The 26,276-nt window shown below is 56.3% G+C and carries 24 protein-coding genes; 9 read left to right on the forward strand and 15 right to left on the reverse strand.

Annotated elements, in window-relative coordinates:
* Nucleotides 1–33: 33 nt before the first annotated feature.
* On the reverse strand, nt 34–384 hold the full coding sequence (locus tag ACIQWS_RS19625; RefSeq protein ID WP_346306861.1) for a YciI family protein: 351 nt from the start codon (nt 382–384) through the stop codon (nt 34–36).
* 329 nt (nt 385–713) lie between these two features.
* Between ACIQWS_RS19625 and ACIQWS_RS19630 the strand changes: the two genes are divergently transcribed.
* The 3 genes from ACIQWS_RS19630 (at nt 714) to ACIQWS_RS19640 (ending at nt 3,808) form a co-directional block, all read left to right on the forward strand.
* On the forward strand, nt 714–1,688 hold the full coding sequence (locus ACIQWS_RS19630) for a DUF2971 domain-containing protein (protein WP_403183237.1): 975 nt from the start codon (nt 714–716) through the stop codon (nt 1,686–1,688).
* A gap of 188 nt (nt 1,689–1,876) precedes the next feature.
* On the forward strand, nt 1,877–2,899 hold the full coding sequence (locus tag ACIQWS_RS19635; RefSeq protein WP_403183240.1) for an LLM class flavin-dependent oxidoreductase: 1,023 nt from the start codon (nt 1,877–1,879) through the stop codon (nt 2,897–2,899).
* A gap of 177 nt (nt 2,900–3,076) precedes the next feature.
* Nucleotides 3,077–3,808 (forward strand): LuxR C-terminal-related transcriptional regulator, encoded by a 732-nt coding sequence (locus tag ACIQWS_RS19640; protein ID WP_403183243.1) that lies wholly within the window; start codon nt 3,077–3,079, stop codon nt 3,806–3,808.
* A gap of 111 nt (nt 3,809–3,919) precedes the next feature.
* Here the strand turns inward: ACIQWS_RS19640 and ACIQWS_RS19645 are convergent, their stop codons facing one another.
* The 10 genes from ACIQWS_RS19645 to ACIQWS_RS19690 all read right to left on the reverse strand — a co-directional run bounded on the left by ACIQWS_RS19645 (nt 3,920) and on the right by ACIQWS_RS19690 (nt 15,918).
* The gene (locus ACIQWS_RS19645) at nt 3,920–5,359 is read right to left on the reverse strand and encodes an HlyD family type I secretion periplasmic adaptor subunit (RefSeq protein WP_346306857.1); all 1,440 of its coding nucleotides are present in this window, start codon (nt 5,357–5,359) and stop codon (nt 3,920–3,922) included.
* Nucleotides 5,360–5,370: 11 nt separating this feature from the next.
* Complete coding sequence (locus ACIQWS_RS19650) at nt 5,371–7,086, reverse strand: type I secretion system permease/ATPase (protein ID WP_403183248.1); 1,716 nt, start codon at nt 7,084–7,086, stop codon at nt 5,371–5,373.
* Between the two features lie 97 nt (nt 7,087–7,183).
* Nucleotides 7,184–7,762 carry a PE-PGRS family protein gene (locus ACIQWS_RS19655; RefSeq protein ID WP_346306856.1) on the reverse strand — a complete coding sequence of 193 codons (579 nt, stop codon included), beginning with the start codon at nt 7,760–7,762 and terminating at the stop codon, nt 7,184–7,186.
* 328 nt (nt 7,763–8,090) lie between these two features.
* A complete protein-coding gene (locus tag ACIQWS_RS19660) occupies nt 8,091–9,170 on the reverse strand; it encodes a hypothetical protein (protein ID WP_403183669.1) in 1,080 nt (359 codons plus the stop codon).
* A 284-nt stretch (nt 9,171–9,454) separates the two neighbouring features.
* Entirely contained in the window at nt 9,455–10,777 is a 1,323-nt protein-coding gene (locus ACIQWS_RS19665; RefSeq protein ID WP_403183254.1) for an MGH1-like glycoside hydrolase domain-containing protein, read from the reverse strand.
* Nucleotides 10,778–10,799: 22 nt separating this feature from the next.
* Nucleotides 10,800–11,858, reverse strand: a complete 1,059-nt coding sequence (locus ACIQWS_RS19670) for an ABC transporter ATP-binding protein (protein ID WP_403183258.1) — start codon at nt 11,856–11,858, stop codon at nt 10,800–10,802.
* Between the two features lie 13 nt (nt 11,859–11,871).
* The gene (locus ACIQWS_RS19675) at nt 11,872–12,705 is read right to left on the reverse strand and encodes a carbohydrate ABC transporter permease (RefSeq protein ID WP_403183260.1); all 834 of its coding nucleotides are present in this window, start codon (nt 12,703–12,705) and stop codon (nt 11,872–11,874) included.
* Nucleotides 12,702–13,553: a sugar ABC transporter permease gene (locus ACIQWS_RS19680; protein WP_346306852.1), complete on the reverse strand. Its 852-nt coding sequence runs from the start codon at nt 13,551–13,553 to the stop codon at nt 12,702–12,704. The genes ACIQWS_RS19675 and ACIQWS_RS19680 overlap by 4 nt, the downstream gene beginning before the upstream one ends.
* A gap of 36 nt (nt 13,554–13,589) precedes the next feature.
* Entirely contained in the window at nt 13,590–14,867 is a 1,278-nt protein-coding gene (locus tag ACIQWS_RS19685) for an ABC transporter substrate-binding protein (protein ID WP_346306851.1), read from the reverse strand.
* 16 nt (nt 14,868–14,883) lie between these two features.
* A complete protein-coding gene (locus ACIQWS_RS19690; RefSeq protein ID WP_403183263.1) occupies nt 14,884–15,918 on the reverse strand; it encodes a LacI family DNA-binding transcriptional regulator in 1,035 nt (344 codons plus the stop codon).
* A 340-nt stretch (nt 15,919–16,258) separates the two neighbouring features.
* Between ACIQWS_RS19690 and ACIQWS_RS19695 the strand changes: the two genes are divergently transcribed.
* The 5 genes from ACIQWS_RS19695 (at nt 16,259) to ACIQWS_RS19715 (ending at nt 21,764) form a co-directional block, all read left to right on the forward strand.
* Nucleotides 16,259–16,867 (forward strand): CDP-alcohol phosphatidyltransferase family protein, encoded by a 609-nt coding sequence (locus ACIQWS_RS19695; RefSeq protein ID WP_403183266.1) that lies wholly within the window; start codon nt 16,259–16,261, stop codon nt 16,865–16,867.
* Nucleotides 16,868–16,895: 28 nt separating this feature from the next.
* Entirely contained in the window at nt 16,896–18,674 is a 1,779-nt protein-coding gene (locus tag ACIQWS_RS19700) for a bifunctional alpha/beta hydrolase/class I SAM-dependent methyltransferase (RefSeq protein WP_403183269.1), read from the forward strand.
* Complete coding sequence (locus ACIQWS_RS19705) at nt 18,671–20,014, forward strand: phosphatase PAP2/dual specificity phosphatase family protein (RefSeq protein WP_403183272.1); 1,344 nt, start codon at nt 18,671–18,673, stop codon at nt 20,012–20,014. The genes ACIQWS_RS19700 and ACIQWS_RS19705 overlap by 4 nt, the downstream gene beginning before the upstream one ends.
* Nucleotides 20,015–20,173: 159 nt before the next feature.
* On the forward strand, nt 20,174–20,830 hold the full coding sequence (locus ACIQWS_RS19710) for a 1-acyl-sn-glycerol-3-phosphate acyltransferase (protein ID WP_288193079.1): 657 nt from the start codon (nt 20,174–20,176) through the stop codon (nt 20,828–20,830).
* The gene (locus ACIQWS_RS19715) at nt 20,823–21,764 is read left to right on the forward strand and encodes a phosphatidate cytidylyltransferase (RefSeq protein WP_403183277.1); all 942 of its coding nucleotides are present in this window, start codon (nt 20,823–20,825) and stop codon (nt 21,762–21,764) included. Before ACIQWS_RS19710 ends, ACIQWS_RS19715 begins: the two co-directional genes overlap by 8 nt.
* A gap of 87 nt (nt 21,765–21,851) precedes the next feature.
* Here ACIQWS_RS19715 and ACIQWS_RS19720 read toward each other — a convergent pair whose 3' ends face one another.
* The 4 genes from ACIQWS_RS19720 to ACIQWS_RS19735 form a co-directional block, all read right to left on the reverse strand.
* On the reverse strand, nt 21,852–22,709 hold the full coding sequence (locus ACIQWS_RS19720; protein WP_403183280.1) for a sigma-70 family RNA polymerase sigma factor: 858 nt from the start codon (nt 22,707–22,709) through the stop codon (nt 21,852–21,854).
* 66 nt (nt 22,710–22,775) lie between these two features.
* Nucleotides 22,776–23,090, reverse strand: coding sequence for an EthD family reductase (locus ACIQWS_RS19725; protein WP_223614489.1), 315 nt, complete (start codon nt 23,088–23,090; stop codon nt 22,776–22,778).
* Between the two features lie 52 nt (nt 23,091–23,142).
* On the reverse strand, nt 23,143–23,448 hold the full coding sequence (locus ACIQWS_RS19730) for a putative quinol monooxygenase (RefSeq protein ID WP_403183289.1): 306 nt from the start codon (nt 23,446–23,448) through the stop codon (nt 23,143–23,145).
* A 397-nt stretch (nt 23,449–23,845) separates the two neighbouring features.
* On the reverse strand, nt 23,846–25,534 hold the full coding sequence (locus ACIQWS_RS19735; RefSeq protein WP_403183292.1) for an FAD-dependent oxidoreductase: 1,689 nt from the start codon (nt 25,532–25,534) through the stop codon (nt 23,846–23,848).
* Between the two features lie 197 nt (nt 25,535–25,731).
* On the opposite strand from ACIQWS_RS19735, the gene ACIQWS_RS19740 reads away from it, so the two are divergent.
* Entirely contained in the window at nt 25,732–26,256 is a 525-nt protein-coding gene (locus tag ACIQWS_RS19740) for a LysR substrate-binding domain-containing protein (RefSeq protein WP_403183297.1), read from the forward strand.
* Nucleotides 26,257–26,276 lie beyond the last annotated feature (20 nt).

Here is a 26,276-nt window from a genome sequence, read left to right on the forward strand (position 1 = left end):
CATGGCCACCGACCGGATGAGCGTTTTTTTGTCTCAAGCGCCGGCGAACGCACGAACCTCGCACGTGCCTTCCCATCCCGGCATGAAGTCCTTATGCAGCTGCATGAACTCGACCGCCGACGCTACGGCCTCGTCCTTGTTGCCAAATTCCATGATTGCATAGCCGCCGATAACCTCCTTTGCTTCGACGAAAGGGCCGTCAATAACGCTGAGCTGTCCGTTTGCTATGCGCACCTGCGCACCCATGGTGACTGGTGTGAGTCCGCCCATGTCGAGCATGCGGCCAGCCTTGATCTCCCGGTCGGCGAGCTTGTTCATCGCCTCCATGAGTTCCGGCGTGGGAGGTTGGGAGTGGGCGGATGTGACGATTGACATGAATCGCATTTGACAATTCCTCCTTCGGCGAGCTGCGGGCACCATTGCCGCTGAACTGGCTCACTTATCAAGACAACGATCCAGCTCTTGCCAAATCGACATCCGCATTGAAAAAAATCCCACTTGTCTCAAGGTTGAGGGAACACACAATGCAAGATCGGGCTTTTGACATGGCCTTATGGCTGCCAATACTCCTGTTTCGCGATGCTCGACTATACACGATTTAGAACCCAGCCCGGCTTTGAAATACCTTCTCCCGCAAAGGAATGCGCGCTAAACACGTACAGATGAGTTGCAGGCGAGTTGGCGATTTCACGCCGAATCCAAGGGAAATATTTATGGAAAATTGGGATCCGGCCGTTATCAAAATGCTCAGCATCTTCATGCCGAGCACTTTCAAAAGCCGTGCAGCAATCAAACCGGAATCCCGGTTCGTCCACTACACCACGTCGAAAAATCTGCTCCAAATTCTTGACAGTGAAGAGATCGAGTTCAGAAACACCCGGGATATGAACGATCACCAAGACATCGAGACCGGCTTGGAAAGACTGCAGCATTGGATCAACAATTCAGGCGGTGCTGCACTCGCTGACGCGCTCGATCGATGTGCACCGGGCGTTTGGAACGAAGGCATAAAGAAATTTCAGGACTGGCTGCCGGGTTTGAGAAACGAGACATATGTCTTGTCTGTAGCCGAACACGATCCCAACGAGAACAACACCGGACGCCTGTCGCTGTGGCGAGCCTTTGAAGGGGATGCAACCGGTGTTGCGGTCGTTGTCGACACTTCCCCGTTCATGCAAGTGGCACAGGCGTTGAAAGCTTATTCGAGCCCGGTTGCGTACTGGACAAGACAGCAGTTCGCTGGAGAGTTCGAAACTGTCACTGCGTCCATATTGGACAATCAGCAATTCATATCCCAGACCAACAGGCCCGTGCTACGCGAAGTTATATTTTTGATGCTGCTTTTCGCGGCCGTATGTTCCAAACACCCTGGCCTTCGCGATGAGCGGGAATGGCGAGTCTTGACCAACCCGCTTCTGTGGCCTTCGCCCATGCTTATTAAACACAACCCTGCTGTCGAGGGCAGCAACAGGACGATTTATAAACTGCTACTCAAAAATCGGCCAACGGAGAACATCACGGGATTGGAGTTTCCTCAGCTGATCTCGCGGGTCATTATTGGCCCCACAATGAATGCCGACGCCATCCGGGAAGAGATCGTGTCAAAATTGGCGGAGAAAAACGTCCCGCAACCCGCGGCGAAAGTGATCATGTCCAAATTGCCTGTTCGCACGAAAGCGATGGGGTAACACAGCGGAACACCAAGCTTGCTTGCCGCGTGGTCTGCCATCCATTGCCGCGCGAAAACTGTACCTATGCACGCGCCTCTTGTGCCACTCTTCGAACACTGTGTTCAACGCACTTACAACCATTGGTATCCGGCCCCATATTGAGCGCTCCGCGAGCGACGGGTTTGCTCCTTTTCAGGGATGATATCATGAAGAAGATCGGTTTTCTTTCGTTCGGCCATTGGGCGCCTTCCCTCCAATCGCAAACCCGTTCAGCCGGAGACGCTCTTCTTCAGTCGCTCGACTTATCTGTCGCTGCTGAGGAGCTTGGCATGAATGGCGCCTATCTCCGCGTGCATCACTTTGCCCGGCAATTGGCCTCCCCCTTCCCGCTGTTGGCGGCAATTGGAGCGAAAACCAAAAATATCGAAATCGGTACTGCCGTCATCGATATGCGCTACGAGAACCCGTTCTATATGGCCGAAGATGCCGGCGCGGCGGACCTGATCTCAAACGGCCGGCTGCAGCTTGGGCTGAGCCGGGGCTCCCCGGAACAGGTCATCGACGGCTGGCGTTATTTCGGTTATCAGCCAAACGATGGCGCCACCGATGCTGACATGGGACGTCAACACGCCGAGGTTTTTCTGGGCCTGCTCGGGGGCGAAGGTTTTGCTGAACCAAACCCACGACCAATGTTTCCGAATCCGCCCGGTCTGCTGCGCCTCGAGCCGCATTCCGAAGGCCTGCGAAAGCGTATCTGGTGGGGCGCTGGTTCGAATTCGACGGCGGTCTGGGCGGCCAAGCTAGGAATGAATCTCCAAAGCTCCACCCTTAAGAATGACGAGTCAGGTGAGGCGTTCCATATTCAGCAAGCGGCGCAAATACGTGCTTATCGCAACGCCTGGAAGGAAGCCGGCCACAATTGGACACCGCGCGTTTCCGTCAGCCGAAGCATCTTTGCATTGATGAATGACCGCGATCGCGCCTATTTCGGAAATGGCAGCAAGGAAGGAGACTCGCTTGGTTACATTGATGAAAACACCAGAGCCATTTTCGGCCGCAGTTATGCAGCCGAGCCCGAAGCGCTTGTGAAACAGCTCGCGCAGGATGAGGCCATCATGGAGGCGGATACTTTGCTGTTAACGGTGCCAAACCAGCTGGGCGTCGATTACAATGTACATGTGCTCGAGGCAATCCTGACGCACGTTGCGCCCGCGCTCGGATGGAGGTGACGGCGTCCAGCGAAATTCTCCGAATGCTGAGAGTTGGATCGAAAGCGTATATAGCCCAATTGATGTATATCGATGTAGAACGAGATCTAATCCCACTATAATCATGACATGCATGAAGAACGGGAATAGTATGCTGGGCTAAAATGGATTGGAATACATCCAAATAGGGAGCAACACGTGTCCATCGGTCAAGATACAAAACGCCGCAAGGCACACAATACGCCGACGGTAATCGTTATAGAACAACATACACTCGTGCGCACAACGATCATCCGGCTCCTCCAGGATGAACTTGCGGGCTGGGACTTCATCGACATGGTCTCCGTCAAGACACTCGATAGTGCTCTCGGGATGGATGTGCATCTCATCGCGCTGGACATGGCTGGAAGAACTCTCGACAGCGCAAGTCTCTGCTACGATCTTGACGTAATTAGAGACATGTTTCCTGAGGCTTCGATCGCCCTTCTCTCCAACATGGATGATACGTTGGTCGCCTCTCAGGCGCTTGAGATGGGCATTCGCGGCTACTTCACAACCTCAGTTCCGATCGACGTCGCCCTTGCGGGCATGCGGCTCATCCTTGCCGGTGGTGTTTTCTATCCGCACCCGTTTGTCGCACACGCGAACGCGTCAGCGATGCGCAACAAGTCCCAGGACAAGCCGCGCAGAATAATCGAGAGCAACGCACATTATATGTCGATTGCGGATTTTACCCCGCGCGAAGCGGATGTTCTTGCAGAACTGCAATGCGGACATCCCAACAAAGTCATTGCGTGCAAACTAAATCTTTCGGATCATACGGTGAAAATGCATTTGCAGCACATCATGCGAAAATTGCAGGTGCAGAACAGAACCGAAGTGGTCGCACGGCTTGGTCAAAGGGTAACGTCAGACATTCCCGCGCAATAGATTCTGGACTATTTTGAGTGACGTCTTCTCCAGAATCCTCAAGCGCACTTAATAGTCCAGAACACCGATCTCTCTGTGCAACGCGATCCGGATCGCACCGCTTGCTGTCGGTCAATCTTCGCGAAACGCGCGGGTGAAACTGTCAAGGAGCGGCCTGACCGCGTAAAACGCCACACTGCTCTCCCCGGTTTCGATCAGCGCCTGCGCAGGCATGCCCGGAATCAGCGCAACATCGCGCATCTTCGCCAACCGTTCGTCGGTCACGCGAATTGTTGCGGCGTAGTAAGCTTGGCCGCTTTGCTTATCGACAAGACGATCGGCGGAGACGTATTCGACCACACCTTTCAGCAACGGTACGCGACGTTGATTGTAGGGAAGCAGATGAATCTGCGCTTCGAGTCCAGAATGCACGCGGTTGATATCTTCTGGCCGCACATGCGCGGACACAACAAGACTGCCGTTGCGCGGCACGAGATCGACGAGCGGCTCGCCAGCGCCAATAATACCGCCTGCGGTATGGATGCGCAGGTCAATGACCACCCCATCCTCTGGCGCTCTGATTGCGGTCCGCGTGAGTTGATCGTCGATTGCCCGCAATCTTTCGCTCAGTTGCAATATCTGGCTTTCCGTGTCGCGAATGCCTTGGGCGACTTCGTTTAGCCGGTCACTTTCGATTTTCACAAGATAGGCTTGGCTTTCGCTGATGACCTGGTATGCGCGTGATATCTGGGCGATAACTTCGCCGAGCTGGCCATCGAGATCCGCTATTTCCCGTCCCAGAACAAGGAGCCTGGTCTTTCGTTCAAGCCCCTTGGCCGCCAACGGGGAGACTGCATCAAGCTCTTGCCGCGCGATTTCCACCCTCTGCGTCAGCGCCGACTTTTGTGCCACAAGACCAGAAATTTCCTCCTGCACCTGATCCATTTTCTTCTGCGTGATGGCGATCTCGGATTTCATCACCAGACGGCGCGTCTCGAAGATGTGATCTTGTCCGTCGAGAATGCCGTTGATTGCCGGATTGGTCACTCTGAGGATTTCGAGATCCGCGCCGTACATAACGCGGTCGCTGCCCTTCTGTTCTGCACTCAGGCGCGCGTGACTTGCCTTGGCATCCCAGAGCTGTCCCTGGAGACTGTCGCGCTCCGAGCGTGATTTCGTGTCGTCAAGCTGGAAGAGAACCTGGCCAGCTTTCACAGCGTCGCCGTTCTTGACAAGGATTTGCCGCACGATACCGCCTTCCAGATGTTGGATAACCTTGCGGCTCGTTTCAGGCTCGACAACACCTGCGGCGATGGCCGCGCTTTTGAGTGGCGCAAAGATCGACCAGGTGCCAAGGCCAATAATGAAGACCCCGATCAGCAGGTTGCCTAACAAGGCGACATTTCGAAGCCTCGGCATCGGGGAAGCAGGTGCCAGCGCCCCGCTGGTTGGTCCAGCGATTGGCACATAGACGAAGTGCTTCTTGTTTTGATCCGACTTTACGATGGCATGACGCAATGTGTTAAGCACACCTGAAAACTTGAGCGGTATATCGAATTGAACGAGGGCCATTTCGCTGCCTCCTATGTCCCCGTTCGCGCTGGCGGTTGAAGGTACGTGTCGTAAATTTCGTCACTATCGCCGAAGGCATCGATGGTGCCGTTTCGCATGATCGCAATTTTGTTGGTGACTGGAAGAACACCCAACCGGTGCGTGATAACGACAACTGTCATCCGCTTGGCTCGCATGCGTTGGATCGCATTGAACAGGACACGCTCGCCGTCATAGTCCAGACTCGAGTTTGGATCGTCAAGCACAACGAGGGCTGGATTGCCGTAAGCCGCCCTTGCCAGTCCGAGCTGCTGTCGTTGTGCGCGCAGGAGCAAGCTGCCGCCCTCGCCGATGTCGGTCTCGTAACCCTGCGGCAAGCGCATGATGGCTTCATGCAGGCCGACAAGCTTGGCCGCTTCGATTGCCTTGGCGGAATCCGCGCCATCGAGTCGGCCGATTACTTCCTTGATCGCGCCGCCGAACAATTCGATGTCCTGCGGCAGGTATCCGATATGGCGCGTACCGCCGCAAAGACGCAGCGCTGATATATCCACGCCACCAAGCAGCGCGCTTCCGCTCGTTGGCTGCAGCACGCCAGCCATGATCCGCCCAAGCGTCGATTTGCCAGATCCCGATGAGCCGATGAGCGCCACGCAATCGCCGGGTGCGAGGCGCAATGAAACATCATTCAATATGTGCCGGTCGGCATATGGCACGGCGAAGCTCACGTTCTGAAGCACGAGGCTGCTGGATTCAGGCACCGGCACCATGCGCGAGCCGGCGTCCGATGCGACAGCAACCAACATCCTGTTGAGACGGTTGAAAGCGTTACGCGCATACGCAAAGGAACGCCAAGCGCCGATCGCACCTTCGATCGGTGTAAGCCCACGGCCCAGCAACAGGCTGGCAACGAAAATAATGCCAGGGCTGCTGCTTTCCGCCAGTACCAGCCACGTGGCGGCACCCATCACCAGAATTTGCGTCAGCGTGCGGATGGATTTCGAGAAACCAAGAATGATCTCGGTCCGGTGCATTGCGTTATCCTGCGCTATTCTCGCAAACTCCGCATCGCGGTAGACAACCTGCGCGGCGCCGTCCTGCATACCCATTGCCCGGACCACCTGGATGTATTTTAGCGCCATTCCGAACCGGGAGTAGCTCCGCGCCAGCGCCGCACTTGCGTGGGTCAGCGGTTCATGTGTGGCAAGCTCGGTTAGAAGGGCCAGAAACAGCAGCGCAAGTGCGCTCAAGAGGCCAATTGCTCCAAGCAGGGGATGAACGAGAAAAAGCAGAAGCAGGAAGACGGGCGCCCAGGGGATGTCGAAAAGCAGCGCGCTCGCCGGGGAATCGAGGAATTGGCGCAGCGAAGCAATATCCCGATAGCAATCGGCGGCAACATTCGTATTGACCCTGGCTGCATATTCGAATGCGGCGGTAAGGACAACTGGCCGCATTCGATGATCGAGCCAACTGCCGATACGGGTAAGCGCGGCACGGCGCACGATATCGAGCACCGATCCAACAACAACCGCGACAGCGATGACAAGGGTCAACATCAGCAGCGTGTCGGTGCTCCGGCTCGACAGGACGCGATCATAAATCTGGAGGAGATAGATCGATGGTGCGAGCAGAAAGATGTTGTAACCGCAACTGTAGATGAAAACCAAACCAAAGGCTCCTGCGCAGGCGCGAAGGGCCACGACCAGATGCGTCGGTTGGCGCTCGGATTGTATGATATTCGTTGTCATTATCAGATCTCGGTTTTCGCGGTACTGACAAGGCAAACACCTGGCCGTCGATGAGGATCGCCGGTTTGGACCCGACGATCCTCACGGGCCGAAAGCGTCAGATCAAATGGCTCAGATCAAGATCGACATGGCTATGGTCGAAATGATCGAGAGTATTTGATACGGACTGAGTCGTTGTTGTGGGATCGGTGTGAACCACTGCAGCCGAGATATCGCCACCGCGTGCAATATTGCCGTTACCGCCATTACCGCCGACGCCGGCGAGAATAGTGGCATGTTGATCTGCGAAGAATTGGGTATTCTGGGTAGCCGTTGTTGCTGCAGAAACTGCTGCTACATCACCACCACTGCCGTTCGTCTCACTCCCGTTGGAGGTGGAAGCGCCGCCAGCACCGCCAGCACCATTGTTGGTGATGGAGGAAAGGGTTCCGTTCTCAGCTTCAGCTGAGCCACCGTGGCCACCAGGCCCCGCACCCCAATCTGCAGTTTGCCATACATGATCGCCATTATGCAGATCCGTATCTGCGCCATACACCGTCTGTGAATTGGCGACATACGCACTGGGATTGTAGTTGATATCTCCGTAGCTGTAGCCGTCGCCGCCGTTACCGGCATTTGCGTCGCCTGCGTTGGAATGATTGAGTTGGATCGTGTCAGATAATTGTGGAATAGGCATAACTTTACTCCCTTTACATGGTTTGTCAGTGTTTCTCCCACGTCCTGGTGCCCGGCGATGTCATCGCCAAGCAAGATAATCGCCCTAGAACAGTGCTCGCCATTTACATTGCGAGCTAGCTAGATATTCGGAGACGTTCTTTTGGGGAGGGTGCGGCTGCATAAGAGGCAAATCGCCAAAACATCCAACTGGCTATAGCCGCGCGCTGGTGCGCGACCTTTTATGATAATGCCGGCACTGCTGGCATTTCATTGCATTTGAGAGGGAAATGGGTGGAGGTTAGCGCACGGGGGCTGGAGATCCGCAGCCATATCCGGGGATCATGTGCTTACACATGAATGAACGAAAGAATGTCGTCTACCAGCGCTGAATGGGCATGCGAGATATCGCCGCCATGCCCACCGATGCCTGCCATTTGCAACGCATGTTGATCGTAAAGGACGTGATCAAGTTGTTGCGCATCGGCCGTGCCGCCCGCAGGTACCGCGATGTTGATCGGATGGAAATATCCTATGTTCACATCCACCATACTGCCGTTCGAAAAGCCCGACCCGCCACTTCCCGATGAATGGTTGCCGGTGAAAATCGTATCGGAACTCAGATTGAAACCGCCGCCATTGCCTCCTATGCCCGCGATCTGAATGGCGCCCTGATCGAAGATTGCGTTGTTGGTCTGATGGGCCTCGGCCGAGCCGCCTGCAGCACCGACCGCAATATTGATCGGCGAGAAGATGGCTACGTTCAGGTCGACCATGCTACCGATGAAATAGCCGTTGCCACCATGCCCCGCATACAGATCACCGCTATAGGTGAGTGCAGATCCGGACCCACTCGGGGAATCATGGATCGTTGTATTGTGATCACCGCCCGAGCCGCCGATCCCGCCAATCTGCGTGGTACCCTGCAGCATGGCCGAATTGTTCGATTGATCGGCAATCGCGTGTGAACCCGGCCCTCCGGCTACGGCAACGTTGACCGGCACGAAACTCCCGACATCCGCGCTTACCATTCCGCCGTAGAAAATCCCGTTGCCGCCGCTGCCGGCATGATGGAGAGTGTCCCCACCGCCGCCGCTGAGCACAGCGTTGCCGCTGCCGCCGTTCCCGCCCATGCCAGCCATTTCGGTGGAGTGCTGATTCATCAAGGCATTGTTGCCCTGCTGTGCCTCAACCACAGTGTGAGGACCAGCAATTGCGGCATTGGAAGGCGCGAAGATTGCCATGGGAGTGCTGCTTATGACGCCAATGGCGATGCCATCGCCGCCGCTGCCGGCTGAACTGCTTGGCACGACCTCCAGGGGAAGCCACGTTGGGACGAGCGCCAAATGCCCCGAAGCGGAACCCGGAATCGCATTCTGGCTGGTGCTCGTGTTGAGCACCCCTTCCGCTATGGGACGATTATCCGCCATCATCGTTACTCCACCCCAGTTGCAACCACCCGCCTCGCGAAGCTCTGCGGAACGCATGGTTCGACCAACCTCTATTGTGCAGTCAGATGAGCAAAAAGAAGAGCCTGCAATTCATCTACAGCCATCTGGGCGTAGGGATAGCTATTTGGCCGTAGTCTTTTTCGGGCAAATTCACGTTGCATCTGACTGTGAGAATTGTACCGACGATCGGGATTTCGGCGGTTCTTAACGCAAGGGGACAGCCAAGTTGGCACGTTTCGGTCCACGGTTCTTCACCGAGCGCGTTACCGTGATGGGCTTGTAATCTCCGGTCGCTCGCGCTTCATTGAGCCATCTACCTCCAATCGCAGAAGCTCGATATAAGCTGCTGCCGTCCAGGAGAAACCCAATCCGCCACAACCTTCACCGGTCAAGGGGTCGAAATACTCGGCAAAGCCGTTTGCTTCGATGGCTCTTACCGTGGAAAGGCGCAACTTCTCGGCCATTGTATCTTTGCCGTTGCGTTGCAGACCATCAATCAGCAGCCAGTTGATGACCGCCCAGACCGGACCGCGCCAATAGCGCTTTGCCTCGAAACCGGAATAAGATGGTTGTGTCGATGGGAACATTACTTTCAGTCCATCAGACCAAGCGTTCATTTCAGCGATTGCTGCTTCCAGCATGGTCTGTTCCAGGTCAAGCGCCAGGAGCGGACAGAAACAGGCCTGCGTCGGCGCTTCAATATCTGTGCCTGAAATCAGGTCACGCGAAACGAAGCGCCGCAGTTCCGGCCGCCATTGCGCCAGCAGCGCCTTGCGGGATCGAGCATTGACTGTCTCGAGTTCCTCCGCGTCGGCCTCCTGGCCAAATTCGCGGGCGAGTTCAAGCAGCGCTTCGCCGGATGCCAAAAGAATGGCCGTCGTCTGGATTTCTGCGACTTTGAAGGGAGCGGCTGCCCATTGCTCCGCGGGATTCCACCGGCACGCGGCGTAGGTATCGACCAGATGAATAAAGCGGCGATAATCCTCGTCATGCGGGCGCATGGCAACGTCCACATGGCCGGTATCCTTGCGAATAACTTCGGTTTTCGTCGTTGTGGGAACGCGGGCCAGCGCAATATCCCAGGCTGGTGAATTGTCGCTGCCACTTTCCCATGGATGCAGCAGCGCGACCAGTCCCGTGCTCTCAGGATCGCGAGCTTCATACCACCAGCGGTGCCAACGCAACGCTGCATCATAGAGGAACCGGCTGCGTTCCCCGGTGCCCGTTCGTCCGTGACGTTTTGCAGCATCATGGACTTTTTTCAGCGCCATTCCGAAGACAGGAGGTTGGGTAATACCTGAAGTGGCAATGGTGTGGTGTGTGCGCCAGACATTCGGACCAGGAAAATATGTGTCACTTGGCGCGTGGAAAACTATATGAGGGATCATTCCATCGGCCCATTGGCCCTCGATCAACCGTTCAAGTTCACGGTAGGCGCGTGGAACATCATAGGTCGCAAAACCCATTGCGACGAATGCGGAATCCCAGTTCCACTGGAATGGATAGAGCCGATCGGTCGGCACTGTGTAACCGCCGCGATCATTGGCGGCCAGAATTTGGCGCGCGTCTTCAAGATAATCAGTCATGGCTTCCCGTTCGAAGGTGGAGTTATGCAATGGGGTGATTGAGAGAAAGACCGGTTTCAGGCGAAAGCCATGTCAAACGGTCTGCATCGAGCTTGAGGCCAATCGCGTCACCGGCCCTGACTGTTTCGCTCGGCGGCAGGATCACGCGCACGGGCTGTTCCGCGACGGTACCCGTCAAGAGCAGATGTGAGCCCATTGGTTCAGCCACGCGCACGTCAAGGCGCAAACCTTCAGCAAGTGGAGCGATCGAAACATTCTCGCCGCGAAGACCAAGCACAATGTCACTGCCTGAATGAGCGGGCACTGCATGGCTGGTATTGCCGAGTTTTACAGTGCCATTCGTGACCGGCAGCCGGATAAAATTCATCGGCGGGCTGCCCATGAAACCACCAACGAAGCGGCTCGCCGGGTGGCTGTAAATATCGACAGGCGCGCCTACCTGCTCGATGCGGCCATTGTACATGACGGCGATACGATCGGAGAGGCCCATGGCCTCGGTCTGATCGTGGGTCACATAGATGGTCGTCGTTCCCGACGCCTGCAGAACGGCTTTCAATTCCGTGCGCATTTCAAGGCGAAGCAGAGCATCGAGGTTTGAAAGCGGCTCGTCCATCAGCAGCACTTTCGGCTCGACTGCCAGCGCGCGGGCGACAGCTACGCGCTGGCGCTGGCCGCCGGAAAGCTTGTTCGGATAGCGATCAAGGTAGGGTTCGATATGCAGGAGCGCTGCAGCCTTGCCGACCTGTCTTTTCACCCGCTGTTCATCGGCCCTTTGCATGCGCAGACCGAAGGCTACATTCTCGAACACTGTCATGTGGGGGAAGACCGCATAGTTCTGGAAAACCATGGCCAGACCACGATCCTTCGGTGCCAGCCCATTGATGGGAGTACCGCCAATCAAAAGTTTGCCTGACGTTTCGGTTTCGAGCCCGGCAATGATCCTCAGCAATGTGGTTTTGCCGCAACCCGACGGCCCCAACAGAGAAACAAACTCGCCGTCGTGTATTTCGAGCGATATTTCCTTCAATGCCTCGAATGTACCAAAGGTCTTTTTAATGCGATCAATGACGATATTGGCCACGATGGTCGCTCCCTTATTTGCTGGAAATACCCCATATTGCGAACAGGTAGCGCCGGACCGCGAATATGAAGATGACGGAGGGAAGGATAAGCAGCAAGCCACCGGCAAAGCGGTAGTGCAGCGGGCTTTCAGCGAGAACTGTCAGAAGATAGGCCGTCAGCGTACGGTGCCGGACTGTCAAAACGGAGGCGGCAAAGACCTCGTTCCAGGAAATGACGAAGGCAAAGACCGCCGTTGCGGCAAGTCCCGGCAGTGCCAGCGGTGCAACAATACGGAAAAAGGCCTGGGGACGCGAACAACCGAACACCCATGCAGCCTCTTCGAGTTCTCGTGGTACACCCATGAAAATGCCCTGCGTGACGAGAGCGGCAAAGGGCAGAGCCAGAACCGTGTGCACCAGCCCGACACCGATGATGGTGTCGTAAAGGCCGATCCGAATGAAGGAGACAGTCAACGGCAGAGCTAGGATGGCGAGTGGAAAAGCCCGGGTCAGAAGCACGAGCAGACGAAAGCTGTCCTTGCCCTTGAAGTTGTAGCGGGCGAGCGCATAACCGGCTGGCGCTCCGATCAGAACGGACAGGACAACGGTGACCGCCGCTGCGCCAAGCGAGTTCATGAAAGCGCCGGCCACGCCTTCGGTTTTCAAAAAGAGTAGAAACGGCTCGAAAGAAACACCGGCCGGGAAAACGGTTTTCGGCCATTGATAGACCCCGCCTCGTCCGCCAAAGGCGCCGAGTGCTACCAGATAGATCGGGACGAGAACCCAGGCACAAAGCACCGCGACGCCGCTCCAAAGAAGAACAGACCGGGCCGAACCAAAGCTTGACGGTTGGGAGTTGGTGGTCATGGCAGGCGCTCCGGATCAACCTTGACGGCTTTGAGATACACAAATGTGGCAGCCAGCGAGATGATCATGATCAGCACCGCATAGGCTGCGGCTACGCCATAATTCTGGTTCTGGTTTTGCCAGGTGTAGGCTTCGCCAACAAGCACAGGCATGTTGCTTCCACCCAATGCATAGACCACGGCGAAAACCTCGAATGCGAGAACTGTCCTGAGGATCAATGCGGATTGAAGAGCAGGTTTGATCAAGGGCAATGTGATGCGGAAAAACCGCGTCCAGCGGCCTGCGCCGAAGACTTCAGCCGCTTCGCCAAATTCCTTTGGCACCTGATTGAGACCTGCCACAATGATGACCATGACAATGGCGGTGCCACGCCAGATTTCAGCGACAGCAATAGCAAAAAACAAGGCTATCGGCGTCTGATAGGACAGCCAGTTGGCTGGCCGCTCTATGAGACCAAGAGTGAACAGCATGCTGTTCAGATAGCCACTGTTTTGCAGGATCGACAGCCAGACGAGGCCCGCCGCGAGATCGGAAATGCCAAGTGGAATTGTCCATATCCAGAGAATGGTTTCGCGGCCGGCACCAACTTTGGCGACCATGGAACCCATTGCCAGGGCAATCATGATCTGGATCGGTACAACCGCAAGTGTCAGCAGGAACGTGTTGCGAATGGCCGAGCGAAAGTTCAAATCCCCCGCCATGGTTTGCAGATTGGCAAGAGAGGGCATGCCGCCTTCGGAAATCGCGAGCCAGATTGTCTGGACCAGCGGCAAAAGAAAGAGCAGCGCGAGAAAGATCACGCAGGGCGCGATCAGCACATAGGGAATCCAGGACTTATCGTTCTGCATGATCAACTTCTCGGGGAGTGTGCACGTCCAATGATATTATTCGACAGGACAGGAACCTTGGCTTGGTGCATCCGGTGCCCAGCAAGGGGCGCCCGTATCACCGATCAGTTTGCTCAGGCTCGCGGCTTGCTGGCTCAAGACATCGGTTACCGGTTCCCCGCGAATGACGATCCGCTGGAATGCATCCATATAGACTTTGTTGAACTCGCCGCCGCGATCCCCAAGACCCACCGGCAACAGTGAAATGACAGCATCCGGTGCCTGCTGCGTTGCCTGCACGCCGGCGGCCAGCATGGCAATGCCTGGTTCAATATCCGCCGGAAGTTTTGCGGCGACCGTTGGAAAGAAGCCAACATTCCTTGCCGTGAGAATTTGCGTTTCCGGTTTGACCAAATGTTCGATGACGCCTTTGGCTCCCGTTTCATCAGGTGCCCCTTGCGGGATTGCCAAGCCAGCCACGACAGGCATGTAGCCGCGTCCCTTCGGGCCAGCCGGAGCAGGGAAGATCACGTACTGGTCCGGCTGTGACGTGACGGCTTCTTTCAGCCGGGCGATATGATCCCAGGCAACCCATACTTCATCGGCAAGCAAGGGCTCCTGCATAAAATTGTAGTTGGTGGAATTGGGATTGACGACAGCCCAGAGCTTTTTAAAGCTTTCCCATCCCTTGGCCGCATCCGCGGATTTGAATGGGCGAACAACACCGCCCGTAAAGGACGGATAGAAATATCCTTGGAAATAGCGCGCCATCAGACCTTTGGGTCCAGCGGGAAAGCCGATACGCGGTTGTCCGGTCTCGGATTGCATCTTCTGACCCCATTCAATGAGCTGATCATAGGTCAATTTGTTGATGTCCGCCCCCGCAGGCAAATACTGGAGTGCCTGTTTGTTGGCCGCCATCACATAAGTGGCCTGCATCCACGGGATATATTGCTGTTTATCCTTACCGAGTTTTCCAAGATCAAGAAGTGCCTTTGGCATGCCCTTGTCGGCAAGTTGCTTAGCCAGATCGTCAAGCGGCACAAAGCCGTCCTTCGACGCAATGGGGGACAACTCGCCATGAAGTGCGCCGACAAGACTGATTGTATGTTTTCCCGCCTGGCGCTCGGCTTCCATGCGCACGGCAAATTGCGGCGGTTCTTCAACGACATATTCCACGGGAGCGGCCAGACCCTTCAGGATCACATTGCGCACGGCCGTTGCCTCTTCAATGGGACGCAGCTGCGTTGATAGAAAAACTGTTTCGGCCTTGGCGACGGTACCAGTCAAAAAGCCAGAGGCCGCGAGCAGCCCGATAAGCAGGGATCGTTTCATTGCTTCTCCTCCATTATTATTCGTGAATGCCTGCGTCATTGTCGGCTAGCCGTTGCGACCGGCAATGACTGGCGCGCGGTACGAATTCGACGGGGTGTATTTCCTGGAGGGATTCCGGCGCCTCGCCATCGATGGCCCGCAACAGCAGAGAAGCGATGCGAACGCCAATGTCCTCGCCGGTCACGCGCATGGTCGAAAGTGGCGGATCCGTAAAAGCACTCATAGGCAAGTCGTCATGTCCGGTAATACAAACGGTGTTGCCGCCCGCAACTTCACGCAATGCCCGCAACGCGCCGACCGCCATTTCATCGGTTGCGCAAAGAATGGCTGTGGGTTTGACAGGGCCGCTCATCAGCGCCTTTGCAGCGGCATATCCGCCATGCTCGGTGGGTTCGCCTTCAGCCATGAGTTCCGACGCAAGCCCGGCCCGGCGAAGGGCATCCTCCCACCCCAAACGCCGGTGATGGGCGAAGGAAAACTCCTGCGGCCCCGCCACATGCCCGATATGCGTATGGCCATCGGCAATGAAACGCAGTGTGGCATCCCGAAAGCCGGAGAAGCCGTCACCGTCAAGAAATGCATGCGGTTTCGTCGATTCCGTCCGGCCGTGCGTGACAAACGGGACGCCCCGTGACTGAAGCAATTCCACGCGCTCATCATGGCGCCTGGTACGTACAAGCAGCATGGCATCGACCCGCTGTCCGTCGATGAAGCGCCGACACATTTCGAGTTCACTCTGCCCGCGCGGGACAGGTGCAATGACAAGGTTGAGCCCTGAAATGGCCAGATGCTCCGCACAGGCGGAAAGCATATCGAGGAAATGTGGTGGTCCGATATGGCCTGGGGCAGTTGGAAGTGTGACTGCGACAAGTTCAGCGCGTTGCCGCCGCAGACGCCGCGCTGAAGCATTCGGCTGATATCCCGTTTTGGCCACGGCTTCGAGCACGCGCGCCTTTGTCTTGGCCGAGACGTCAGAATAACCGTCAAGCGCCCGCGATACCGTGGTGATGGATAGGCCGAGCGATTGCGCAAGTTGTTTCAGATTGGACATGCCCCCTCCCAGAAGTGTGGGGTATAGTTTTCCAAAACGTTTTGGATGTCAATTATCAATACAGAAAATAAAGAATGGGCCTGATTTTGAATCGTAGGGATGTGAGGAACAATGTACTGAAACCCGCACTAGCGGCTTCGATGTGCCAAAAAGAAAGTCGATAGCATCATCGCGACAGAAAAGGCGCCCGTTCTCGGAGTTAAATCAGCGGCTTTTATGATAGACTCGGAAGTGATTTCATTTCCGAAACAAATATCTCATGCGGGAAAACCAGTCCGACGTGGATTTTCTGCTACAAGCCGTTGAGTGGTGAAATTAAGCACAACCATGGGGGGATTTCATGCCGACGCTTTATTCCATCAAACCAGCTTTTCAGAACCTGCTCCGCCCCCTGGCTGCTGGACTCGTTTCCGCTGGCGCCACGGCAAATCAGGTGACCGTCGCCGCAACAATCATCTCGATTGCAGCGGGTGCATTGATTGCGTTTTTCCCGCAGAATGCGTTGCTTTTCTGGCTATTGCCGTTGGTGCTTTTTGTTCGCATGGCACTCAATGCCATTGATGGAATGATGGCTCGTGAATTCGAACAGGCATCGAAACTCGGCGCGTATCTGAATGAGCTTGGCGATATCGTTTCGGATGTGGCCTTGATCCTTCCATTCGCATTTGTTGCCCCGTTTGCCACTGCAGGGGTGGTTGCTTTTGCCGTCACAGCGATGATTGCCGAATATGCCGGCGTGCTCGGGGTCATGACCGGCGGCGGGCGTGGTTATGACGGGCCGTTCGGGAAAAGCGACCGCGCATTGGCTCTCGGCATCATTGCCGCGCTTATCGGTAGTGGCATCATCCTGCCCTCATGGTTCGGCTGGGTTTTCCCCCTCATGGCCGTGCTATCCGTTGTCACCGCCGTGAACCGTGTTCGCGCGGGCCTACGCCGCGCCAATTCCTGAAAATTAATTCTGCTTCCGGAGCAAGCCTATGTCGACTGATCCATCCTCCAATCCTGCGGCATCAGATGCAGTAGAGGAAAGTAGCTTCCCCACCGACGACGGGACTGAACTTTTCTATCGGAAATGGCCGGCCAGATCGGGAAAGCCGAGAGGTGCAATTATTCTTCTGCATCGTGGTCACGAACATGGTGGGCGCGTAGCACATCTGGTTGAGGAGCTTGGCCTTGGTGATTTCACATTCTATGCCTGGGATGCCCGCGGCCATGGCCGTTCACCGGGCGAACGCGGCTACTCCCCATCCTTTGCAGCATCGGTGCGCGATCTCGACAGTTTCGTAAAGCACATATGCAAAACCGGCGGTTTTGCCATCGAGGACATCGCGGTTATCGCCCAGTCGGTGGGTGCCGTGCTCGCGGCAACGTGGGTCCATGACTATGCGCCGCGTATCCGGGCGCTTGTGCTGGCTTCTCCGGCTTTCAGTGTGAAACTCTATGTTCCATTCGCGCGTGAAGGCATCTGGCTCTGGCAGAAATTGAAAGGACAATTCTTCGTCAATTCCTACGTCAAGGCCAAGTTTCTGACCCATGATCCCGCGCGCATCGTGTCGTTCGACAATGACCCGTTGGTCACGCGGGCCATCGCATCGAATATACTGCTCGATCTTTATACGAACGCTGAGCGGGTGGTTGCGGATGCCCGCGCGATCATCGTACCGACGCAGTTGCTTATCTCCGGCAGTGACTGGGTGGTCCGGCACGGGCCACAGCATCGCTTCTATGAAAATCTGGCCCACCCCCTCAAAGAGCGCCACGTGCTCAAGGGATTTTACCATGATACTCTTGGCGAGAAAGAGCGTGCAATTGCCGTGGCACATGCGCGCCGGTTCATTCTTGCATGCTTCGACACAGAACTGGAGCCACTGGATGTAACGAATGCCCATCAAACGGGCTTTACCCGCGATGAACAGGACAGGCTGTCATCCCCGCACGATCTGCTTTCCTTGAAAGGTCTCTATTGGGCGATCTACCGCTCGTCCATCCGCTTCAGTGCATTGTTCTCGAAGGGACTGAAAACAGGCGTCGAGACCGGTTTCGACTCCGGCTCAACCCTCGACTACGTCTATGAGAACGAACCAAGAGGAATGGGACCGGGCGGCAGGCTTATCGACAAACAATTCCTGAATGCGATCGGCTGGCGGGGCATTCGTCAGCGCAAGTTGCATCTGCAAGAGCTTATCGGCTTCGCCCTGACAAGACTGCAGGATGCCGGCCGCACGACACATATTCTCGATATCGCCGCCGGTCATGGCCGTTATGTCCTCGATGCGATTGCCAAATCCGCAGTCAAGCCGACAAGCGTCCGGCTGCAGGACTATGCGCCGATCAATGTTGATGCCGGACGCAAATCCATCGCAGAGAGAAGCATCCAGGATATAGCGAGCTTTCATCAGGCGGATGCTTTCGATGCCGAACAACTGGCTGCAATCCAACCCGCGCCCGATCTTGCGATTGTATCTGGCCTTTATGAACTCTTTCCCGACAACGCGCTTATCAAGCGCTCGCTTGGCGGGCTAGCAACGTCGATGCAATCCGGCAGCTTGCTGATCTACACCAACCAGCCGTGGCATCCGCAACTGGAAATGATTGCACGTGCGCTCACCTCGCACCGTGGCGGCGAAGCATGGGTCATGCGGCGCCGGACGCAGGCTGAAATGGATCAGCTGGTTGCGGCAGCGGGTTTCCGGAAAATCGACCAGCTTGTCGATGAATGGGGCATATTCACTGTTTCCATCGCTGAACGCACATGACCGAAAACACCGTCGCACCGATTGGACAATGGCGCTTGAACCGGGCCGTCGCAAAACGTGCGCTGATCTGGCTCATCTGCCTCGCACCATTGTTCTACGCGACCTATGGGACAGCCAATTGGCTTGCCTCGCAGCGGGAGAACGTTCCAAATATTACCTTTGCCTGGGAACAAGCCATTCCCTTCGTTGCCTGGACCATTTTCCCCTATTGGTCGATTAACCTGTTCTACGGACTTTCCTTGTTCTTTAACGATACAACCGCTGAGGTCGATCGCCTGGCGAAGCGTTACCTGACAGCACAGATCGTCGCGGTTACCTGCTTCATCGCGTTTCCCCTGACCGTCATCTTCCACAAGCCGCCGACCAGCGGCGCGTCAGGCTTCCTGTTCGATATGCTGGGTGGCTTCGACAAGCCGTTCAACCAGGCGCCCTCCCTGCATATCGCTCTCCTGGTGATTATCTGGACACATTGGCGCGTTCGTCTGTCAGGCATTGTTCTTTGGATCTGGCATCTCTGGTGTGCGTTGATCGGTATTTCCGTTCTCACGACCTATCAGCATCATTTTATCGATATCCCCACCGGCCTGCTTTTGGGTCTTTTTGCTCTCTGGCTCTTCCCGGCACACATGCCCTCACCCGTGGCCGCATTCCGCTTGACCGATGATCCCAAGGCACGGCGCATTGGCACCTATTATGCAATGGCCAGTCTGATCTTCTTGCTTGCAACGATTATCGGAGCGCCGACATCCGCGGCCTTCCTGTTTTTCCTGTGGCCGGCGCTGGCCCTCCTGCTCGTATCAATCGGCTATTTCGGTTCGGGCCCCGCCGTCTTTCAGAAGTGCACTGACGGCACGCTTTCCCTCGCCAGCACATGGCTGTTGGCCCCTTGCCGCCTTGGTGCCATTGTCAACAGCCGCATCTGGACACGCCAGCTCCCGCCCTCTGTTGCCATTGGCAAGACCGTGCATTTGGGGCGGCTGCCGCGGGTATCTGAACTGTCGAAATTCATAACCGTGATTGACCTGACCGCCGAACTGGCAAAGCCTTCCGGCGTGGAGATTGCATGGCGGTCATTCCCGACGCTTGATCTCGTTTCGCCTCAACATGACGAATTGCGCAAAGCGGCCGACGCCATCGAACTTGCCCGGCGCAAGGGCCCCGTTCTCGTTTGCTGTGCGCTTGGATTCCAGCGCAGTGCAGCGGCAATTGCCGTTTGGCTTTTGCAATATGGCAATGTCAAAACTGCAGCCGAAGCAATCAGGGTAATCGAAGCCGGGGGCAGGCGTATTCATCTGGCAGAAGACATGGTGTCTTTTGCACAAGAGGTGAAACAACCGTGAATGAACGGGCCGCTGCACTCGCCGACCGATTGCACGCCAAGGTAACGGCCATCGCGTCATGGCTGTAACAAACTGCCTCTTGTTGAAACTGCATCTTGCTTTTGCATTTTTTCTTGTTCTATTCGCTGTAATTACAACCTATGGGTTGTGGGGGCGCATATGAATGCAAGAGAAACGTTAAGGCGAATTTCCGCCATGGTGCTTGCCGGATTGGCTCGCGGCATTACGGGCGTGCGCCCGATCTGGCAGGGATGCGCGCCTTCGGACCGGCAGCGCATTTTCTTTGCGAACCATTGCAGTCATGGCGATTTTATTCTGCTTTCCTCCAGTCTGCCGCCACGCGAGCGGCAGCGCACACGTGCCGTTGCAGGTGCTGATTATTGGAAGCGCAATAAATTGCGGAACATTCTCGCCAAGGACTTGCTGAACACCGTGCTGGTTGACCGCAATTGGGTCGAGCGTTCGGAGGATCCGATGGTCGTCATGCTCGATGCATTGCAGGAAGGAAGCTCACTCATTGTCTTTCCCGAAGGCACGCGCAACATGACCGAGGAACCATTACTGCGCTTTCGCTCCGGTCTCTACAATCTCGCCCTGGCCCGGCCGGATGTGGAGCTTATTCCCTGCTGGATCGAGAATATGTCACGCGTCTTGCCGAAAGGCACCTTCCTACCAGTCCCTCTCCTGTGCCGCGTTGTCTTTGGCTCGCCAATCGCACTTGAACCAAATGAAGACCGGAAAGAGTTTCTTCAAAGGGCGCGCCAATCTCTGCTCGATCTTTCGCCGGAACATCAGAAAGCACTCAATCATGGCTGAAACGGTCTGGCTCTTTCTCGGCCTGCTCGGTGTGCTCACGCTCGCCAGTTCCATTGCAACAATGCTTACGTGGAAAAGCCGGCGCACGGCGGAGGTCTTGCCATCAACGCTCGTGAACCTCAATTCACGCATAAAGGCGTGGTGGATCATGATCGGCGGCATTTCCGTCGCTTTTCTCTTCGGTAAAAATGGCGTCATTTTCCTGTTCGCTTTTGTCTCCTTTGCTTCGCTGCGCGAATATGTGACCCTCACCCATACGCGGCGCGGCGATCATCGTATTCTCATCGGCATGTTCCTCGTCATCATTCCTATCCAATATTACCTTCTCTGGATTGAATGGTATGGGCTCTATTCCATCTTTGTGCCGGTCTACTGCTTCCTTGCCATGCCCGCCTTGACGGCAATTTCGGGCGATACGGAGCGCTTTCTCGAGCGCGTCAGCGAACAGCAATGGGGCATCATGCTGTCGGTCTATTGCATTAGCCATGTCCCTGCCCTGCTCACGCTTTCCATCCCCGGCTTTCAGGGCAAGGGATTGCTTTTGATCGCATTCCTGATCGCGACCGTTCAGGGAAGTGATGTGCTGCAATATGTGTTCGGCAAGCTTTTCGGCAAACACAAGGTTGCACCGAAAATCTCCCCCTCCAAAACCTGGGAAGGTCTGATCGGCGGCATTGTCAGCGCATCTTTGCTCGGTGCAGCGCTGACGTGGTTGACGCCGTTCAGCGTCTTGCAAGCCGGGCTCATGGCGGGGCTTGCCTGCATTATGGGATTTTTCGGCGGGCTCGTTGCTTCGGCGATCAAGCGCGACCGCGGCGTCAAGGATTGGGGCCACATGATCGAGGGGCATGGCGGCATGCTCGACCGGGCGGACAGCTTGATTTTCGCCGCACCGGTCTTCTTTCACATCGTTCGCTATTTCTGGACAGCCTGAAGTAAACCCGCCGGCACGAGATCAAGCGGCAAATGGCTGGATCGCTGATAGCCTCGCCGGGTCGGGTTGCACTTCGACCATAACCTTTTAGCCCAACTGCACCCAATTTATGCCTTCGAGCACATAGGGAGCGAACAGGAAGTCGCGGATCTCGACAATCCGGCTATCCGACCAGCCGATCAGGACAAAATGCGCAGGTCTGTCCATCGGCCCGGTGCTGTCGAAGACGAGCATGGCCGGCTGCCCTTCAACCGCACCGAAGGCGAACCGCCATTTCGTCTCTTCCGCATAGCGCGTGAAATAAAGGCCAATCTTGTCACGCCCTTTCCACTCGAGCCGGTTCACCAGATCGAGTTTGACGTCATCGGCAAGCATGGCCCGGATTGCATCGAAATCGCCGCTTCGAAACAGATGGACATACGCTGTGATCTTCCGCCGGTCCGGATCGGACATCAGCGGCAGTCGGGTGTCTTCAGGCGCCTGCGCGAGTTGCCGCAACGCTACACGCCCGCGTTGAAGCGCCGATTTGGCCGCGGCCGGTGTGCTGCCGGCGATCGCCGCGATCTCTTCGACCGAGTGGCCAAGGACGTCCTTGAGAATCACGGCGCAGCGCTGAAGTTCGGGCAGTCGCAGAAACGTTTGAAAGCCGACCGCGACGATATCCGACTCGGGCATCGTCGCATCTGCCAGATCTTCTGTGAGCGAAACAACGTTGCTGCGGGAGCGTTGGCGCAGGAAATCCAAACTCGTATTGTGGGCGATACGGAACAGCCAGGCTTCGAGATTTTCGACAATCGTGCCTTCCGTGCGCGCCCGCAGGGCCTTGATCAGGGTATCTTGCAGCACATCCTCACCGTCCACGCTCGAACCGGTCATACGCGCGCAGTAGCGGTGAAGCCGTGGCCGCAGCGCTTTCAGCCGATCCTCGAATTCGTCCGTATTCATGTGTCGAGACCTATAGTGCTTCCACTCTGTTCCGCCAGGGCTTGGATACCAGTATCACGGCTGGGTTCAAACCTCTCTGTTGTCAAAGAGGAACATTTGAACGCCCGAGTCATCCGGCGCAAAAATCCGGCGATCCTCCCCGGCTGCCCGCCCCTCCGCGCTTGCAAACGCCCTTTCGATCGCCGCTAGGTCGTCGAAATACAACGTTCCAATCCGATGGATATCAGGGGTTCCCAACGGTGTCGCGATGGGACCGTCGCTGACCTCGTATTTCCGGAGACCCGGAATCTTCTTGGCGAGAGGCACGTGGATATCGAAGTAATGTCGATCAAATGCCTCTACGTCCTTTGGTGTCCGGTAAATCACGACCATCCGGGCCATTGCGGTTCTCCTTTGTAAATTGTGTGGCGCAAACTTACTTGTGTGTTCACCCTCACCGGACTTCGCTCAACACCGCCGAGCCTATGATCGAGTCCAAGCTCGCCAACTCGATGATCTTCGGGAAATAGGCTTGCATGTGCGGATCGCTGCGCATCGCCTCGACGGCTGCCGGGTTCTCCCACTCGGAGTAAATGACGACGCCGGCGCCGTCCTTTGCCGCGATCAGCCGGGTTGTTTTCCATCCGGGGAGCATGCGGACCACCGTATCGATGTTCTGCTTCAAGAGCGCTATCAGCGCCTCCTGCTTCCCGGGTTTGACCTTCAGCAGATTGATCAAAATGACGGATTCGTCGGACATGGCATATCTCCTTCTGTTTCGGATACAGCAAGGACGATCCGAGGGATTAAAACGGATCGCGGCGCAGAAGATTTTTCGGTTATCTGTCGAAAGAGCGAGCCTTGCCGAGTTTTACGACGCCAGTTGCAATGATCCGACACAGCCAGTCATCGTTGACACAGAGCATCCAGATACCACGCGCAGTCATCATTTCTTTCAGGTCACGCAAAACTCAGAGAACGCTTCACTCGCTATCCAGGATGTAACGCCTCGGTACCCACGATCATGAGCAGCGGATCGCCGTTACGCGCGCGCCCATCCCGTCGGGAGTTCCGCGTCGCGGTTGACGCCGACAGGCGTCAGTCAATTGCTGCGAGCCCAACAGTTCAAAGCCAATATGCTTATCGCAAATTTCAGCCTATCGATTTTTGGCGTCCGGAACCTGCTTGAGATATTGGTGAATGGCTTGAACCACGACTGATCCTTCCCCTACCCCTGACGCCACCCGTTTTACGGATCCCGCCCGAACATCGCCAACGGCGAATACGCCAGGAGCCGAGGTTTCAAAGGGAGAGCCGCTGGTCAAAACCCCGGCCATGAGTCCAGTCTCAATAAACCCGGACTTGTCCAGCTTAACACAGCCATTGAGCCATTCCGTGTTTGGTGCAGCTCCAATCATCATAAAGATATTCGAGATATTTTTGGTTTCGCTCTGTCCAGTCATACGATTGGTCCAGGTCACCGTGTTCAGGTATCTGTCACCGTCGATAGCGGTGATTTCAGTGTGAGCGTGCAGTGAAATGCGCTGTGATTTTTCGATGCGTTGAACCAGATAGTCCGACATTGTCTCCTTCAAACCCTGCCCCCGAACCAGAATGTGCAGATGTTTGACCCATTGCGACAGGAACATCGCCGCCTGACCGGCCGAATTGCCGCCGCCGACAACAATGACCTCCTGTTCCCGGCACAACTGCGCTTCCATTGCCGTGGCCGCGTAATGAATGCCCTGCCCTTCAAACCGCTCGTAGTTCAACAGGTCCGGCTTGCGGTAACGGGCTCCGGTGGCAACGACCATTGCCCGCGCGGAGACGGTTTGTCCGTCGTCGAGCAGGACGCGGTAAGGTGACCTATCGCAATCGACGGAGACAGCCATGCGGGAAATGGCCAGGCGCGCGCCGAACTTCTGGGCCTGAACCTGCGCGCGGCCTGCCAGAGCCTGCCCGGATATACCAGTCGGGAAACCGAGATAATTCTCTATCTTCGAGCTTGTTCCTGCTTGCCCGCCTGGAGCCACCCCTTCGATCACGATCGTTTTCAATCCTTCCGATGCGGCGTAGACTGCCGAGGCGAGGCCGGCCGGTCCGGCACCGACAACCATGACGTCGTAGACCTCGGCCGGATCAATGATTTCTGTCAGCCCCAGCACATCCGCCAGTTGGCCGGTTGTCGGATTCTGCAAGACCGCTTTCCCTGGCGGAACGATAACAGGTAGCGACAACGCACAGATTTTCAACGCAGTGACCATTTCCTTCGCCTCGGGATCGACGTCGGAATCGACCAACCGGTGGGGATAACCGTTACGCGTCAGAAAGCGCTGCAATCTCAGTGTGTCAGCAGCGTGGCTCGGCCCAATCAGCACAACGCCTGCCTGACCGTGTTTGATAAAGCCGACGCGGCGCAAAATAAGTGCGCGGGTGATGATTTCACCGATATCCGGCTCCGCCGACATCATCCGCAGGAACGAATCCCGCTCAACGCGGATAAGATGCGAATCCTCAGCCGCCCTCGCCGTCACCAAATTCTCCCGACTATTGAACAGGTCGAGTTCTCCGGTGAATTCCCGCTTTCCCTGCAGAGCCAGGACCCGGCTAGAGCCATCGCCGCTGAGATCAAGTATCTCAATGGAGCCAGACTTTATCAGAAAGAAATCCGTCTGGCGTTCGCCGCGGCTGAACAGAACCGTACCCTTGGTGACTAAGGTCTCGGATCCGAACGCAGAAACGCGCTCCATCATGCCCTTGTCGAGCTGCGGAAAAGTTTGTGTCCGGCGGGCGTAGGGATCGCTCGCATCAGTTGAGACGTTATCGCTCAATTCCACCTGGTTCATTCCGGCGCACTCTCACTCGTGATCCGATTCTGACATTTGCATCCCCTTGATACAAGCCATACAGGCAAATGTCAGATCAGGTGAACCTCAACGCCGCATATATGCGACGAGATCGGCTGAGACGCGATTTGCTATTTGCCGGGAACGCGCTGCCAACATGCGGAACCGACGCGTTCCCTTTTCTTCGTGGCGGAACTTTGCAACGGTTCCACGATCTTGCGGTCACCCTCGACAGTGTCGCCAAGCAGACATCCTTACCTCTCTTCGAAGAAACGCTCTACATCGTTGGCCCGTCGGGGCAGTTCACGCCCGATGCGGAAGTGACAGTGGAACGTGCCCTCGGCCTGCCGCTGATCCCGCCCGCGCGTCGCCACGGAATCCGCATACTGCTTGAACGGCAGGCTCTGATGTCCGGACGAGAACTTAACATCGTGCGCGAAATCGAAGGTGTGGCGAGCACGAAGGCGGCAATTCGCGCGGGTCTCGGACTGACGATCCTCGGGCACGGTGCGGTCCATCCCGAGCAAGAAAACGGAACTCTGTCCGCCATGGCTCTCACACGCCCCGGTCTCACCCGCTGCCTCGTTCTTGACATGCCGGCCGACCATCCGCCGACGCGGGCCGTCATCGAGGTGCAAAAAATTCTGCTTGCTGTTGCCACAAAACTCGGCGCCGACGGCCACTGGAGTTGCCTCTTACCAGCGCTGTCCGCGACCCGGTAGGTGTTCTGCCGCAGACATCT

Origin of the sequence: Phyllobacterium sp. NPDC097923 (assembly GCF_044760925.1) — a bacterium.
Taxonomy (GTDB): Bacteria; Pseudomonadota; Alphaproteobacteria; order Rhizobiales; family Rhizobiaceae; genus Phyllobacterium; species Phyllobacterium calauticae.